The organism is Flavobacterium sp. 2755, from assembly GCF_031455715.1.
Taxonomy (GTDB): domain Bacteria; phylum Bacteroidota; class Bacteroidia; order Flavobacteriales; family Flavobacteriaceae; genus Flavobacterium.
Window position 1 is genome coordinate 139,832 of sequence record NZ_JAVDTG010000013.1, and the last position, 17,358, is coordinate 157,189.

The following is a 17,358-nucleotide window of genomic DNA, read 5'->3' on the forward strand; positions in this document are numbered from 1 at the left end:
ACTTTGAAGGCTCTTTAACTTTTAAACTTATCTCTACTTATACTCCTCTTCTTTCTGTTCATACCAATTTTTCATTACATAAAAAGCTTTCTTTTTAATTCCTGTGTTTGAAATTAAGCCTTTACGGTTAAAGAAATCCTGAATGTTTGTTAATTGTCTTCTTGGTGATCTAAAGTCGACTAAAATCCATGGAGACACTCCCGATAAGCCTTCAATTCGATTGAACATCTGCGTATTTTGAATGTATAATTCTTCTTGGTATTCTTCGTTCCAGCGTTCTTTTTTATCGCCGTGTAATCCTTGCAAAGCTTCACCTCCAAATTCGCTGATGATAACCGGTTTATTATACGGAATTACCCATTCCATGTCTTTGCAAGATTCATTCGTTCCTCTGTACCAGCCTAAATATTGATTGAAACTTACAATATCTACATATTCATTCATATTATCCTGCAGCGTATTGACATTGTTCGGACTTTTGGTTACTTCCATCGCCATACTTATTAAACGGGAAGTATCCTGCGTACGGGCGTATTTTGCCAATTTGCTTAAGAAAATATCCCTGTCGTCGCCATGCGGTGTTTCATTTGCTATTGACCAGATTACGATTCCGCAGCGATTTTTATCTCTGTAAATCATATCATGTAACTGATGTTCGGCATTGGCGTATGTATCAGGATTTGTCCATGAAATGGTCCAATACACAGGAACTTCTGACCAAATCATCAATCCCATTTTTTCGGCTTCTTTTACCATGTTTTCGTTATGCGGATAATGCGCCAGACGAACATAATTACAGCCTAATTCTTTTGCCCAGGTTAATAGTGTAACTGCGTCTTCCTGCGACCAGGCTCTTCCTGATCTGAAAGGCGCTTCTTCGTGGATACTGATTCCTCTTAAAAAGACTTTTTTTCCGTTTAACAGAATTTCTTTCCCTTTGGTTTCAATTGTTCTAAAACCAATTTTGTCGTTTATATTTTCGCCAGCTTTAGTTATAGCTACATCGTATAATTTTGGTTTTTCCGGAGTCCATAAAACCGGATTAGCTTTTATTTCAAAATAGGCGAAACCTTTAGCATCGGTTGTAATGTTCTTTTTGATTTTCAATTCAGGAATGGAAACAGAAACCGATTGATTTGCTGTTTCACTATTCAGCTTAATCCAGCCGGAAATTTTTCCTTTTTCTTTTTTATCTAATTGAACCAGATAATCTTCAACATAGGTATTTGGAACCTGTGCCAAAGTAACATCTCTTGTAATTCCGCCATAGTTCCACCAATCCATATTTACTGTTGGGACATTATCTTTATGGCGTTTGTTGTCTACTTTTACTACGACAAAGTTATTTCCGTCAACTAATAAATTCGTTACATCAAAATTAAAAGGTGTGTAACCACCAACGTGAGTTCCTGCAAGTTTTCCGTTTACATATACTTTTGCATCATAATTAACTGCTCCAAAATGAAGAATTCCTTTGGTTTGTGCATCTTTTTTATAATTAAAGTCTTTCTGAAACCAAACCGTTCCTTCATAAAAAAACAATCTTTCGTCTTTTGAATTCCAGTCAGACGGAATGTCCATCGTGGCAGAAGTCGCAAAATTATATTCGGTTAAATCTGTGGTATTGAATTTTTTATTTTCGAAGAATCCGTTGTTTTTAAAAGGCATTAAACGATAATCGTAATATCCGTTTTCAAGCGGATCTACGATGTAACTCCATTTTCCGTTCAAAGTGATATTGTTTCGGGATGAAATATTAGATACCAACGGCACTTCCTGAGCCATCATTTTTCCCATTAACAGAAAAGTACAACACAGCATTACAATTTTTCTCATACTTAAAATCATTTTATTTTTAATCGGTTTTCTATTTCTTATCAAAATAACGTGTTAGTTCAAAAGCATTATCATTGATTAATTTCATCTCTTTTAATAAAGGCATATAAGGCTCAAAATTACTGTTGACAATTCCTTTATTGGAATCTCTGTTTGAATAATCGGTACTTAAATCCTCGGGATCATTATCCATATATTTAAACCAATGCCATCCAACAGAATTTTTATTTTTAAGCAACTCTAAAGTGAAATTCTGGTAAAAAAGCCCTCTTTCTTTTTGCGTTCGAACAAGCCATCCTGCACCTGTATTATTTGGTAAACCTGAATCTTCTCCTTTGGTATACCATTCTGTAATTAAAAATGGTTTTCCAGACCACTCACCCCATTTATTCATTAAATCCTGACTTGGTTCCCATTTTCTGTAATGGTTGATCGAAATGACATCCATATACTTTCCGGCAACCTTAAAAATTTCCGGATTCGTTAATTCCTGTTCTTTATCCTGATTAAAACGACATCCTAAATAAAGATGATTGGGATCTGCTTTTCGAAGTGCTTCGGTAACCTTTTTCATATAGGTTTCAAAGTAAAAAGCCGTAAACGCCATTCGGTCTTCCTGAGTAATATCTGAGGCTGAAGCGCTAAAACCTTTTCTTTGATCGAGCCATTCTTTTGCAGCAATATATCCTTGCTCATCTTTGGCCAATAAAGTTAAATGTTTATCTAATGCGTCGTTATACCATGGCAGTTCATTATCTGTAAAATAACCCATCAAATACTTATCATTTTTGTACTGAGAAACTTCTTTTACGGATTTTTCGACGTAAGCATCAAATTCTTTATCAAAAACCATTACGAGATCAAAACGGTAATTCTGCCAGCTTGCTTCTTTATATTTTCCTCCGTATTTTTTAATATGATCTGCGTGGTACATTCCCATTGGAGAAATAATTACCGTATAAACCAGCGGATTTTCTTCTTTTCTAACCAAGTCTATATTTGACCACGCACCTACTCCATTAAATCCATTATCGCGAAGTAATTTTGATTCTTGTTTTAACCAATTTTCCGGGCTTCCAAATTTTTTATCAAATGCTTTTTGCTGATTTACAGACCGGCCGGCATTAAAAACGGCAACTCCTTTATAAATAAACGGATAACCTTCGGGATCTATAATCCACCATCTGTTGTCGATTTTTTCGGTTCTGAAAAATCCGGTTGCTTGTTTCTGCCAGGCTTTTGAGCCTCCAAAAATCGAAATTGGCCCTTCTTGTTTTTTTATCTTAAATCCGGGAAGTTTGTCAATCGTTTTGGCTTCATACGATACCCATTTTGGATCTAAGGCATTTTGTCTGGCTTCGACTTTTTGATATGAAATTTTATTCTGTGCGTGTGTTTCAATCAAACTTATAATACAGAACAATAGGTAAATGGGCGCTTTTTTTAAATTCATTTTAATTATTTTTTGAGAGGAAATACTGTCTCTAATTTTCAACACATAGAACTAGTTTCTTTTATACTCTCTTTCAAGTCTAAAAAACCTATGTCTCTATGTGTTAAAAAAAATTATTTCGATAAATAAATATGATCAATATCAAAAGTGTAATTGTTCAGCGATCTTACATCTTCCGGATCAACACTTCTTAAAACCAAAATATCTTTGATTTTAGTTAAATCTAAAAGCGGGTTTTGTTTTTTATAATCTGCAATTGGAATTTTAACCATATTCCAGTTTCCGTCTCTTTTTAGTCCATAAAGATTGTTTGTCGCGTTAAACTCTACATAACCTGTATTACTCGCATCTTTCATTCTGAACCTGATTTTTCCAGTACTGTTTGTTCTTACCGCGATGTTTATATGCGTATAAGATGAAATATCAGTAACGTTTACAAATTGAAGAATTGCCATTGCCCATTTTGCTTCTGCAGCGGGTGGAGTCGCCGGGAGTGAAAAGGTTCTGTAAGCGCTTTCATATCCGCCATCAGCAGTTTCTTTGATCACAAACTGATTGCTTGAAACCCAGTTTAAAACGGGTGCTGTTTTAGTAAAATCCGGATTATCAGAATAGATTTTTAGTCCATCTACAGGAACTACTACCGGAGGAATTACCGGCGCTTCAACCTCAACAGCAAATATTTTCTTTTGGATTGTATTATCAACAAAAGTGATTTCTAAAGTGGTTGTAAAAGTTCCGCCTTTGGTATATTTCACCTCAACATTTGGGTCTATCGATGAACCCGGCGATCCGCCTTGGAAAGTCCATTTTATAGCACGGACTTTTGTTGAAGAATCAGTATACGTTACAGTTTCTCCCGCTTTAATCGAGGTATCTGTCGAAGTTGCTTCTAATTTTCCTTTGTTATAAAGATATATTTCACGCACATCTTCTTCGCAGGAAAACAAACCTATTGAAAGCACTAAAAAGAGGTATTTTAATTTTGCTATATGATTTAGTTTTATGGTCATGGTTTTATTTTTTTTGGTTAATTTTTTTGAGAAGAAATAGAAGAAAGAAGTAAGAAGAAAGACTTTCAAATCTTGTTTCTTGTTTTTTTTTTAGAGAAAAGAAGAAAGAACAAAGACTTCTCTTCAAATCTAGCTTCTTGCCTGTTGCTTCTATTTTCTAAAACTCTACTTCAATCCGTCTAAAAATCCTTGGTAAGCTGGTTTTTTATTATAATCGGCGTCTAAAAGCAGTGGATATTCTTTTGAATGCCAAAAGCTTGTCAGCCAAGTATATTTATCGGTTACGCCCCATGTTGAAATGGCGAATTTTTGAGTTTGAGGCAACTCTTCATACATTGTTGTGATGTATTTATAAGTTTCTGACTGCTTTTGAGCTTCGGCATCATTAAATACATACGAATCAGATTTTCCGGTATTTACTTTAATATCTAATTCTGAAATATGAATTAACAATCCTGTTGAAGCAAGATCTGTAAAACCCGTTTTCATAGTTTGTCGGTTTGTGTCGGTTGCATAATGAAACTGATCTCCTACACCATCAATTGGAATTCCATTGGCTTTGAATCTTGTTACCATTTTTTTGATGGCAGCTCTTTTTCCGGCATCAATTACTACGCTGTAATCATTGTAAAATAATTTAGCATCAGGATCGGCTGCTTTTGCATATTTGAAACATCTTCCGTAAAACCCAATCGGATCTTTAAAAAGCGGATTTATAACGGCTTCGTTTCGTAAAGCTCCGCCATCTGCAAAAACTTCATTTACTACGTCCCAGCTTTTTACTTTTCCTTTGTAATGTCCAACGACATTGGTAATATAAATTTTGACTTTGGCTTCGAATGCAATCGAATCGTATTTTGCATTTTTAAACCATTGCGGGAATGAGTCGTACCAAACTAAAGTATGTCCGTGAACTTGCAGATTATTGTCTTTGGCAAAATTTACCAGATAGTCGCCGGCTGTATAATTATATGTTGTTTCAGAAGTCCAGATGCTTGCCATTTTCATTTCATATTCGGCTGTAATTTGACTGTAGTGTTTTAATACTGCATTTTTAAAATTAGGTTCTCCCTGAAGATCTATCATTTTAACAGCTGCCCCAATTTTAAACTTTGCTTTTTCTTTTAAAGTCAACGTGGGAGTTGGATTTACTGGAGTTTCATTATCATCAGCACTAATAAAAACTACTTTTTCGTCGTTGCTGCAAGAGGCAAACAACAAAACGGTTAATACACCTAAAATATATTGTTTCTTTATCATCGTGTTATTTTTTATTTGATCCGGAAATCGAATTTTACTTTAATTCCCGGATCGGGTTAATTACTAACTTTAACCTTAATTATATCCTACATTAAATCCTGCTGGTTTTCCCATTAAATCAATCTGACTTTGCGGAATTGGCATATTTACCATTGCCGGTGTCATTTTTAGAGGTACTTCTCCCGAAATCGTTCCGGATGGACTGGAACGGAAATATAGATTTTGCCTTTCTACCAGAAGTCCTAATCTTTTCAGCAGAAACCATCTGTTATTTTCGAAAGCTAATTCCCTCGCTGATTCATCTAAATAATTGTTCAAAGTCCAAACCGTGATGTCGTAAGTAGTTACATTACTGTCCGGATTTCCTGTGTAACCTCTTCTTCTCACTTTATTTAGGTAAGCCAATGCTTTTGTATCGTTGCCCAGATTATGATGTGCTTCTGAAGCCAATAAATACGTTTCGGCTAATCTGTAATACATATAATCTTTGTAACTGTTAGAGGTCATAGGCAATTTTTCGGTATCGTGGTATTTTTTCAAACTCCAGTGCCAAGCTCTGTAATTTCCGTTTGGAGCCGCAATTGCGGGATTGGTAATTGGCTGTCCGAATTTTGGATTTCCCGGCACATTGATTTTATAATCCTGATAATTATCTGAATAATAATAAGTTTTAAATCTCAAATCGTTTGTCTGATCGTAAAGGGATTTCAAATAATTATTTGGATAAAACCATCCCAGAGCCTGACCTCCGTAAGCTACATCCTGAACCAGTTCACTTGCGTTTAATTCGTAGGTTCTTTGTGTAAAAACACTTCCCAGCCAAGAGCCACCGCCTCCGGCTAAATTATCATCGGGACCTAATAAAAAGTCTTTTTGATACGTAAAAAGTGACTCTTTGTTATTTCCGTTTTGTCCCCAAACCTCAGCTAATGGCACTAAAGTGTGTGTTCCGTCATTGATAATGGCATCAAATTGTGCTGCTGCTTCTGTCCAGTCTTCCTGCCATAAAGCGCTTTTTCCGCGTATGTGTCTGGCAACACCTTGTCCGTAACGTCCTGCATCTACCTTAAACGGAAGATTGGCAATCGCGTAATCTAAATCAGCATCAATTAATCGGTAAACATCTGCATCGCTGGCTACTTTATATTCTACTGCATCATTAATGTTTTCAGGAGTTGTTGGAATAGTGTCGATTAAAATTCCGCCATACATTTGTTTTAAATCCAAGTATAATTCACCTCTAATAACACGTGCCTGCGCTACTAATCTTTTTTTGGCATTTTCATCCATTTTTATAGATCTTGCCGAGGTTATAATAGCAGAACATCTGTCGATAATTTTATAGCCCTGAATCCATTTTGAACCTGTAAAAGCTGCGGGATTATGACCTGTTCCATAAGGGGTATTCCAGGTTCTGTGCAATCCTAAATCGGTTGCGACCATAAAGAAAACATTGGCCCATAAATCGCTGTTGTCTCCAGATGGCACGTTGTAGTATCGCATTTGGTTGTAAAGTGCATTTACCCCAACTTCTAATCCGGCTGGGGAACTGTAGATATAATCTACTGAAATTTGATCTTTTACCTCTTCTTCCAGAAAATCTTCACAAGAAGTAAGTCCTAAAGAAAGCAGGGAAATCAAAACAAATAGAAAATTTATATTTTTCATGATCTTGTCGTATTTTTTTATTTATAAAATGCTTTTAGAAACCAACTTGTAAACCTATTACACAAGTAACCGGTTCTGGATATTCGCCTACGTTTTTCTCCGGACTATACGATTGGAAATCTGTAATCGTGATTAAATTACTTCCAGTTACATACAATCTCATATTGTTTAATCCCAATGATTTAAGAGTGTTTTCAGGGAATTTAAAACCTACTGAAACGTTTTGTAAACGAACGTATGAAGCATCCTGCAATCCTAATGTATAAATGTATGGCGGGTCGTTACCGTCTCTTGGTCTTGGCCAGTTTCCGCCCGGATTTTCAGGTGTCCAGTAATCTTGTTTCAAACCATTTTTAACTCCTCTTAAAGATCCTCCCTGAACGTAGCTATATAAAAACGGATTGTCTTTTGTGATGCCCTGAACGGTATAAATATCTGCTGAGAAATCAAATTGCTTGTATTCTAAGTTTATTGAGAAAGTCCCGAACCAATCCGGCATTTTTGATGTAATAACTCTGTCCTGATCCGGATTTGGATTGGCTCCATTTGACGGATCTGCATCGTATAATTTTATATCTCCGGGAAGTAATGTTGTTCCTGTAACTAATGGAATATTTTCGCCTTCCTGATAAATCCCAACGGCTTTGTATTGATAATAAACATCGATTGGTTTTCCAATGAACCATAGGTTTCCTACGGCATCATCTTCTTTTCCATCGCCGTTGGCATCTTTTCCATAAATACTTACAATACTGTTTTTGTTTTTGGTGAAAGTTGCTCCCAAATTCAGTTTAAAATCTTTCTTTTTGATTACGTCTCCGTTCAAGGAAATTTCTAAACCTTTATTGTTTACTTTACCTAAATTTGAAAGTTTGGTTGTGTAACCTGTATTGGCATTTAAAGTTTCATAAATCAATAAATCTGAAGTATCTGTATTATAAACCTCAACAGTTCCGTTTAATCTGTTTTTGAATAATCCAAAATCAGCAGCAAGGTTTAATTGCGTTGATGTTTCCCATTTTAAATCAGGATTAGAAAGCTGAGAACCCGGAACATAACCTGAAACTTTTACTCCGTTTATTATATAATCTCTCTGCGTTGCAGTTGCCATACTTTGATATGGATTTTGAGGCTGGTTCCCCACTTTTCCATAACTGGCTCTTAATTTTAAATTGCTGATTAAAGGAACATGTTCTTTCATGAAATTTTCATTTGAAACATTCCACGCCGCGTTTACAGCCGGAAAAAATCCCCATTTGTTGTTTTTACCAAATACTGATGATCCATCAGCTCTGCCTGAAACTGTAAAATAATATTTGCTGTCGAAATCATATTCTAATTTTCCTGCAAATGAAATTAAGGAGCGTTCGTTTCCTCCAATTAATGGAGTATTTAGAAAAGCACTTTCTAAACCATAAATTCCTAAAATATCACTCGGGATTCTGCTTGCTGTATTTACAAAATCATTGTATTCTGATGATGTTATTTCGTAAACTCCCGTTGCGCCGAAATGATTTTTTTCGGCCAGATTGAAGTTGTAATTCAAAATATTACTCAGCTGATATTCTACATTATCTTTATAAGTAATGCTTCCGCTTCCCTGACCAGAATTGGCAATTCCCGAAAGTGATTTTGACGAATTGAATGACATTCCTTTGTAATTCCAAGATCTGCGGCTTGCATTTAATTTATAGGTGAAACCTTTTAAAATATTGATATCTAAAAAGACATTCATAATGTCATTTCTATTTATTTCATTTGTATTGGTTTCATAAATATCAATCAACGGATTTGGTGTTTCCTGAATTCCTCCCGGTAAATGACGGAAAGTTCCATCGTCATTATAGATTTTTCCCAGCGGTGAAGTGTTAATGGCATTGTTCAAAATATTCCCAACATTCGGACGATTTGATTCTGAATACTGAAGCGAAAGATTCATTCCTATTTTCAGCCAGTCAGAAATTCTTTGGTCAACATTAATTCTCATCGCAACTTTATCAAAGTCGGTGTTTGGAATAACTCCCAATGTATTAATATAGTTTAAACTCGTAAAAATGCTTGATTTATCATTTCCAGATGAAACGCTTAAACTGTGGTTATTCGTCACTCCGGTTCTAACGATATATTTTTCCCAATCGATATATTCTCCTGATTTAACAGATTCTAATTCTAAAGGTGAAAAAACCTGTTCATCTGGTCTGTAAACTCCATTGTTGCTTGTTCTGTACGCTTCTCTTTTTAGCTGGGCAAATTCTTCTCCGCTATAGATATCAAAATTTCTGTTTATCGTTTGCACGCCAGAAAATCCATTATAAGCGATTCTTGCTTTTCCTGTTTTTCCTCTTTTTGTAGTAATTAAGATAACTCCGTTTGAGGCTCTTGCTCCGTAAATAGATTGTGCTGCTGCATCTTTTAAAATTTCTAAAGAAGCAATATCATTGGCATTAATATCGTTGATGTTTCCTATCACGATACCGTCTGCAATAACAATGGGTTCGTTACTTCCGTTAATAGATTTTTTTCCTCTAATTTGTATGGATGAAGAACTTCCAGGACCGCCATCTGCCAATGTTACCTGAACTCCGGCTGCTTTTCCTCTCAACATTTCTCCAACATCAGAAGTGGCCACTTTGGTCATGTCGCCCGGTTTTACCGATGCAACAGAACTGATTACGTCGCTTTTCTTTTTGGTGCCGTAACCCACAACGATAATTTCGTCTAATGCCTGAGAACTTGCTTTTAATACGACTTTTAAGTTTTTGTTATTTTCGGTTTCTACTGAAACCTCATCCATTCCGATAAAAGAAAAAACGAGCGTGCTTTTTGACGGCGCCGTTATGCTAAAATTACCGTCAAAATCAGTCTGCGTTCCTTTTGTTGTTCCTTTAACATGTACGTTTACACCTGGTAAAGGCAATCCGGAATTGTCGACTACTTTTCCTGAAACCGAACTTTCCTGTGCATTAATTGTGGTTGAAAGAATACACATAAAAAGTAATAAAACTAGTTTAAGATAGTTTCCTCCAAGAAAAAACATCTTTTCATGTTTGCTTTTTTTCATAAGTTATTTTTTTGGTTAGTTAGATAGAAATCAGTCATGATTTCATTGCAAATGTGATTAATAAATGACGGTTTGAGGGGAGGAAAACATTCGCTTTTGGGGGCGTCAATGTGCTTATTTATAGTTTTAAAGCTTTAAAAAATGATATTCGTAATAAAAACCTTAAAATTTTCAGGAAACATAATTTTGGAGATTTTAACCGCAAAGCACGCAAGGTTATAAACGCAAAAAGTGCGCAAAGCTTAAATTAAACTTTACGGACTTTAAAACCATGCTTAAAATTAGACGCGGATTTTACTGATTTGCTTTCGCAAAGACGCGGATTATAAACGGATTTTTAATTTAAAGTTTTAAATAGAAAATCCGTTTATAATCCGCGTTTTCGCTTTAGCGAATCTGTTTTATCTGTGTTCTATTAATCTTGCAATTAGTTTTTTAGCTGAGAACTTTTGTATTCAGTAGGTGACAAATTGTAAAACTTTTTAAATTCTTTGCTAAAATGTTTTCGGTCATTAAAACCAACCATATAGGTTACTTCTGATACGGAATAGCTGGTATTCATTAATAAACTGGCTGCTTTTTTTAATCTCATATTTTTTATAAAACCAGCGACTGAATAATTGGTCAGGGTTTGTACTTTTTTATAAAGTACGGTTCTGCTCATTCCAATTTCCCGAACTAAATCATTTACATCAAAATCTGTATTATCGATGTTGGCTTCGATTATCTGGGTTAATTTTTTTACGAATAAACCTTCGGGTGTGTTTATATTTTCTTGTTCCGAATCTGAAATAAATCTTTCGCCGTATTTCTGGCGCATTATTTCTTTGGCTGACAATAAATTGGCTATCGTTAGTTTTAATTCTTCAATGCTGAAAGGTTTTGAAATATAAGCATCTGCTCCTAAAGAAAGTCCTTCAATTTTATTTAAAGTTGAAGATTTTGCGGTTAACAATATTACCGGAATATGATTGGTATTTTGGTTTGTTTTTAAAATTTTGCACAATTCAAAACCATCCATTTCGGGCATCATAACATCGGTTACTATAAGATCTGGAATTTCTTTTTCCATGTATTCCAAAGCTTTTAAGCCATTTGTAAATTTGAGAACTTTGTAATCGCTGTGTAAAATATCATAAACAAAAGAGAGTACTTCTTCATTATCTTCAATTACGAGAACTGTTTTTTTTGTGCTGTTTTCTTGTTCTTCGAAATATTCTGCTTCATAAGTTTCAATTTCTGTTTCAACATCAGAAATCGGATTTGAATTTTCTTCTATTTTAATGGCGTTTTCAACAATCTGCGATTTTTTAAAATGATCTTTTCCTTTCTTTAAAGTAATGGTAAATATGGTATTGAAGTTTGCATCGGCTTCTGTCTGTACTTTGATTTCTCCATGATGGAGTTCTACAATACTTTTACTTAAAGCCAAACCAATTCCGCTTCCCATATTGGTACTTCCTCGATCGTCTAATTGAAAAAAGTTTTTGAAAATTTTCTTTTTTCTGTTTTCAGGAATCCCAATTCCGTTGTCTTTCACTTTAATTTCTATCGAATCTGATTCTTCTTTTTGTTCGACTGCCAAAGTAATTCGGCCATTTTTACTGGTAAATTTAAAGGCATTTGAAAGCAGGTTATAGATCACTTTTTCCATTTGATTTTTATCAAAATAAATCAAAGCGGTATTGATATTGAGAACAAATTTGTAATCGATTTTTTTCTCGACAGCAAATCCGCGGAAAGATTCATAAATATCAAAACAGAAAGAAACGATATCCTGCTGTTCGCAATAAATTTTCATGCTTCCTTTTTCGGCCTTTCTAAAGTCCATTAATTCATTGACCAATTTCAATAATCGGTCTGAATTGTTTTTTATAACTTTTAGCTTTTGCTCGAGGTTTGAATTCTTTTCGGCTCCGCTTAGCAATTCTTCAACTGGTCCGCTTATAAGTGTTAACGGCGTTCTGATTTCGTGCGAAACATTGGTAAAGAAATCCAGTTTCATTTTATACAATTCTTCCTGTCTTTCTTTTTCAACCTGTTCCAGATAAAAAGCTTGTTTTAATAATTCTCGATTTCTCAAAAATCTAAATAATAAAACAGAACCGGCAAGCAGTAATCCGAAATAGAAAATGAAAGCCCACCAGGTTTTCCACCACGGCGGCAGCATTATAATTTTTAAGGTTTTAATGGCTGGATTCCATTTTCCGCCGCCATCTGAAGTTTTGATTTTTAAAAGATAAGTTCCTGAATTTAAATTAGTCAGATTTATATAATGCTGTGAACCAATAATATGCCAGTCATCTTTATTAAAGGAACTTTCTAATTTATAAGCATATTCATTTTTTTCGGGAGAAACGAAATTCATGGCACTAAATTCTAAACCAATATATCCCTGATCATGATTTAGAGTAATTTCCTGAGTTTCACTTATATCTTCCTGAAGATTTACTTCTTTATTTCCGGGTCTGATTTCTTCGTTGTTTACAATAAGTTTCGTTAGAACTATTTCTGCATTATCCGGCGTTTTAATTAATTTGAACGGATTAAAATGAATTAAACCGTTTGAAGATCCGAAAACTAATTCGTTATTATTGAGTCTCAAACTGCTGTTATTTGAAAACTGTTTTACTTTTAAACCGTCTTTTGCAGAATAGGAAGTTATCTCAAAATCAGAAATATTGGGATTTGTTTTAAATTTCTTTGTTCTGATTTTATACAGCAAGTTGTTGTCGCTGACCCAGATATTTCCTTCTGAATCTTCTGAAATACTTTTGATGGTTTCATCTGTAAAACCTAAATTTCGGTTGATTTCGAAAAAATGTCCTAATTTTTCATTTAATAAATTAATCCCGCCGCTTTCAGAACCAACCCAAAATCTATTTTTAGAATCGGTAAACATAACTGTAAGACTGTTATTCGGCAGTCCGCTTACTTTTCCTGATTTATAGATTTTAGTAACGCGTTTTAATTTTTTATCAAAATAGTTTAAACCATATTGCGTGGCAATCCACAAACCATTTTCTCGGTTGGCTATATCTGTAATAAAATTATCGCTGAGTGCGTTTGAAGTGCCGTCGGCCATATAACTTTCTATGGTTCCGTCCGGCAGTATTTTTTTTAATCCGTTTCCGTTTGTTCCCACCCATAAATCTTCATGATCTAATAATAAAGAAGTTATAGGTCTGTCACGGTCTTTTGGATTTGGCGAAAGCGGAATTTTACTGAAGATTTTACTGTTTTTATTAAACTTATATAATCCATTAAAAGTACCGCAAAACAAATTCTGTTGATTCTGATTGACCAAAGCGGTAATCATATTTACACTTTTATCAAAATCTTTGGTATCAATTAAATAGGAAGAATTTTGGTTATTTCTGAAATCCAGAAAATTTAAACCGCCGCCATTTGTTCCGACCCATAAAGAACCGTCGGTTTCTTTTGCAACGGCATTTACCAAAGCGCTGTTTAGCCCGAAATTGGGTTTAATAACTTCTCTTACGTTTGTAAAATTGGTATTGGTTTTTTGGAAAAAATTTACGCCTCCGCCATTGGTTCCAATCCAGATATCATCGTGGCGGTCTTTTAAAAAACATTTAATATCATCGTCTGACAAACTGTAACTCGTTAACGGATTGTGCTGGTATTTGGTAAACTCCTTTTTGTCTTTTTTATAAGCGCACAAACCATTTTTTGTGGCAAACCAAATAGTATTGGCATCGACCGCAACAATATCATTTATCCAATTTGAAGATAAACTTTTGTTGCTATTAGGATTTTGCAGATAATTTATTACTAAATTTTTGGCTGTATCGTAGTGAAATACCCCATTGGCTTCGGTGGCAAACCATAAATCGCCGTTTTTTTCTTTGATTATTTTCCAAATTTTGGAATGAATCAGAACGTCATTTTCTTTTAATGTTTTAGGAAGTTCTTTTCGTGAACCATTTTTAGGATCAAAACATTCCAATCCTTTTGATGTTCCTACCAAAACGCCATAATTATGATCATAAAACAATGATAAAACCCTGCTTTTTCTAAAAGGCGAATTATGATCGTTTGAGATTTCTTCTAATAAATATTCTTTTTTGTTTAAGCGTTTGATTCCACCAAAAGTTCCAATCCAAATTCGGTTTTGATCGTCCTGAATGATTGATGAGATGTAGTTTCTGCCGCCTTTTACCTTCTGAACATCAACTCGTAAAAAATTATTTTCTTTTTTATTGAAGAGATTCAGTCCGTTATTCGTTCCTATCCAGAGTTCCTTTTGATTGTCTTCTAAAATTACATTGATGTGATTGTTGCTAATCGTATTTAGAATGTCTTTGTTGTAAACATATCTAAGGAAATTATATCCGTCGTAACTAATTAATCCGTTTGCAGTTCCTATCCAAATAAATCCTTTTTTTGTTTGATGAATACTGGAAATCATACTTTGCGAAAAACTCACATCGTAGTCTATATGATCGAAATATAAATCTGATCCCTGAGATTTGACATCAAACGGAATTGAAAAAAATAATATAAAGCTTAAAAGGTAAATTTTAATGTCCTTCATAAATTGATTTACTGAGATCAGTGATTAAATGTAATTGGTTTTATTTCATCTAAACTTAGAAAAAAATAAACGAAATGCACTGCAAGATAAATCTAATACAAAAAATGAGAGTGGCTGTTTTTTCTTTTGTAGGGGTGTATTTGTGTTTTTTTTTATTAAGTTGTTGGAAATTTTTATAGACAAAATATAACAAATTTTTTTTATCAATACTTAATCCGTATGAAAATTATTTGCGACACATTAATACCTGTAATCAAGTTGTTAACAAGAAATAAAATAATTATATGCACAAGATTACTACAATTTCATTACCTACAATTTCACTTTGATTATAGTATAATGGAAAAGATAAAGAAAAAAATAATAAAACAACATAGCATTCTAAACCAACGCCAAGATAGTTTTGAAACTATAAAGTAATTAAAGAATTTTCGAACTAAGAACCGGAGATTTTTTAGACATTCAAATTTTATATAAAAAAACTGCGCAAAGATTAAAAATATTTTGGCAGTTTTTGTTTTTTTTAGCATTAAGAAATAAAGCATTTAAAAGTCAGCTATTTTATTTTTTTGAATAGTAAATCACCAAAATCAGATTTTAGTACTAATTCTTTAGAATTTTTTATTTCAAAATACAATGCCGAATAAATTTTTAATTCTGTTACTTCCCATTTTTTATTTCCTTTTAATAAAGCTTCTTTAGTAGATAAAATGGGCGGTTGAACAGGTTTCTCTAAAACATCCGAAGGGTCTAGAAATACGTTCACCTTTAACAAATTATCTTCAAATGGTTCAACTTTAATTTTTGCTACAAAATAACCTAAATCATAACCTTCTCTAGCATTCATAAAAAAATCCGTATTACCATAAAAACCCCCAATTAGAGTTCTCTCTGTAACTTCTCCTTTTTCATTTTTGTCTTCCCATGAAATTCCTTCAAAATTACTTTCAATATCAATTTTTTTCAACATCAAAAAAAGGCTCTCATCTGGATTATCATTATTTTTACATTCATATTCTCCAATGAAATCATTTATCTGATCATTTTTGACTGATTGAATTTTATCTTTAACTACTGAAACTTTTGTTGTTTTAGCTTCTTTACAACTAATTATTGAAGATATAGATAAAAGGATTAAACTATATTTTAATATATTCATTTTTTTTATGCTTTTTATAATCTCGAGAAATCTTGTTTTCCTGAATACTTAATTTTAATAAGGTTTATTTATAGACAGGTATCCACTAAAAACAATTCCCTCTATTCTTTCTCCTTCTTTATCATAGTATCTCACATTAACTAAACTACCTTTTTTACCATTTATATATTGGTAATCATGAGAATCTGATATCAATTCAATTCTGGTTCCTTTGGGAATTTTGGCAATTAAAAAATCTTTGTTCCCAAAATTATCCTCACTTTCTAAATTGCTGTACAATTCTAATCCTTTTGGGGCTATAACAAATCTTTCTCCTTCTTCATGAGGATCAAACACTTGTATATTTTCAATTTCTTTAAGATTTACATATTTAATACCTTCTTTAAGTGAAATTTTGGCAAAATATTTTAAAACAACACCATCTTTAGCTACTTTTATATCCCTTAAATATTTAAATGGAATACTTGATGAGATTGTTTTAAAATTTTTTGTATTATGTGGTTCATATACTTTTAATGAATCTTGACCGACATAAACCTCACTAGCCATACTTTTAATATCATACAATGATTTGGGCATTTTTTCAATAGGAAAATTAGCTTTACTCAGCAAAATATCCATTGATAAAAGATCATATATGTATCCTTTTGATGGATTTTCAGAACTTTTAAAGTAGTTACTTATTTTTTTGCCATCAAATGACATATAATTGAATGTGTAATTCTTTCTATAAAAATTATAACGTTCTTCATACTGAATTGGATAATCTTAAATGACCTTAACTTTTAAAGTGTCAGTAATATAAACATTTGCATCCAAAAAGTTTTCCTTGTTAATATGATAACCTATTCTTCTATAGCTTGAAGTTCCGTCTCCTCCGAAACTTTCACTAAAAATAACTTTTTCAACCCTATTTAACTGATTTCTGTTGTAGTATAAATTCAGCGTATCTGTCTTATATTTTAAAACAGAGCTTTCTTTTTTGGTGTAAGCGCTAAAATATTCTCCTTTTTCAACTTCTCTTTTTTGGGCTTTTTTGGGCTCCTTTATTTCTTTAGTTTCTTTCCTTTGGCAAGAAAGGAAGCAAATTATTACTATCAGAATTATTTTTTTCATTAATTAAGTATTTTTTTACGAATATACTAAATTTGAATATGAATATGATCTTTGTGATCTGATACTGGAATCCAATTTCCTCCCCTTTTTCTTAAATTTTCGGTATCAATCCTATCTTGCTTATGTCCTGATCTATAAGTGTAAAACTCAGTGATATTGACCACTGTTTTCCAATTTAAAGTGACCACTTCGTTTCGGTTTAAAGTGACCATCTAATTTCGGTGCAAAGTGAGC

10 protein-coding genes are annotated in these 17,358 nt (G+C 33.4%); all 10 read right to left on the reverse strand.

Features of this window, described 5'->3' with window-relative positions; all coding sequences use genetic code 11:
• Window positions 1-33: 33 nt before the first annotated feature.
• Window positions 34-1,836, reverse strand: a complete 1,803-nt coding sequence (locus J2Y38_RS23015; RefSeq protein WP_309847313.1) for a glycoside hydrolase family 2 TIM barrel-domain containing protein — start codon at window positions 1,834-1,836, stop codon at window positions 34-36.
• Window positions 1,837-1,867: 31 nt separating this feature from the next.
• A complete protein-coding gene (locus J2Y38_RS23020; RefSeq protein ID WP_309847316.1) occupies window positions 1,868-3,289 on the reverse strand; it encodes a hypothetical protein in 1,422 nt (473 codons plus the stop codon).
• Between the two features lie 113 nt (window positions 3,290-3,402).
• On the reverse strand, window positions 3,403-4,302 hold the full coding sequence (locus tag J2Y38_RS23025; protein ID WP_309847318.1) for a PKD domain-containing protein: 900 nt from the start codon (window positions 4,300-4,302) through the stop codon (window positions 3,403-3,405).
• A 165-nt stretch (window positions 4,303-4,467) separates the two neighbouring features.
• Complete coding sequence (locus J2Y38_RS23030) at window positions 4,468-5,562, reverse strand: endo-1,4-beta-xylanase (protein WP_309847320.1); 1,095 nt, start codon at window positions 5,560-5,562, stop codon at window positions 4,468-4,470.
• Window positions 5,563-5,637: 75 nt separating this feature from the next.
• The gene (locus tag J2Y38_RS23035; protein WP_309847323.1) at window positions 5,638-7,230 is read right to left on the reverse strand and encodes a RagB/SusD family nutrient uptake outer membrane protein; all 1,593 of its coding nucleotides are present in this window, start codon (window positions 7,228-7,230) and stop codon (window positions 5,638-5,640) included.
• 34 nt (window positions 7,231-7,264) lie between these two features.
• Window positions 7,265-10,291 carry a TonB-dependent receptor gene (locus tag J2Y38_RS23040; RefSeq protein WP_309847326.1) on the reverse strand — a complete coding sequence of 1,009 codons (3,027 nt, stop codon included), beginning with the start codon at window positions 10,289-10,291 and terminating at the stop codon, window positions 7,265-7,267.
• Between the two features lie 427 nt (window positions 10,292-10,718).
• On the reverse strand, window positions 10,719-14,849 hold the full coding sequence (locus J2Y38_RS23045; RefSeq protein WP_309847329.1) for a two-component regulator propeller domain-containing protein: 4,131 nt from the start codon (window positions 14,847-14,849) through the stop codon (window positions 10,719-10,721).
• 556 nt (window positions 14,850-15,405) lie between these two features.
• Window positions 15,406-16,008, reverse strand: coding sequence for a hypothetical protein (locus J2Y38_RS23050; RefSeq protein WP_309847332.1), 603 nt, complete (start codon window positions 16,006-16,008; stop codon window positions 15,406-15,408).
• A gap of 54 nt (window positions 16,009-16,062) precedes the next feature.
• A complete protein-coding gene (locus J2Y38_RS23055) occupies window positions 16,063-16,713 on the reverse strand; it encodes a hypothetical protein (protein ID WP_309847334.1) in 651 nt (216 codons plus the stop codon).
• Window positions 16,714-16,776: 63 nt separating this feature from the next.
• Window positions 16,777-17,124, reverse strand: coding sequence for a hypothetical protein (locus J2Y38_RS23060; RefSeq protein ID WP_309847336.1), 348 nt, complete (start codon window positions 17,122-17,124; stop codon window positions 16,777-16,779).
• Between the last annotated feature and the right edge of the window lie 234 nt (window positions 17,125-17,358).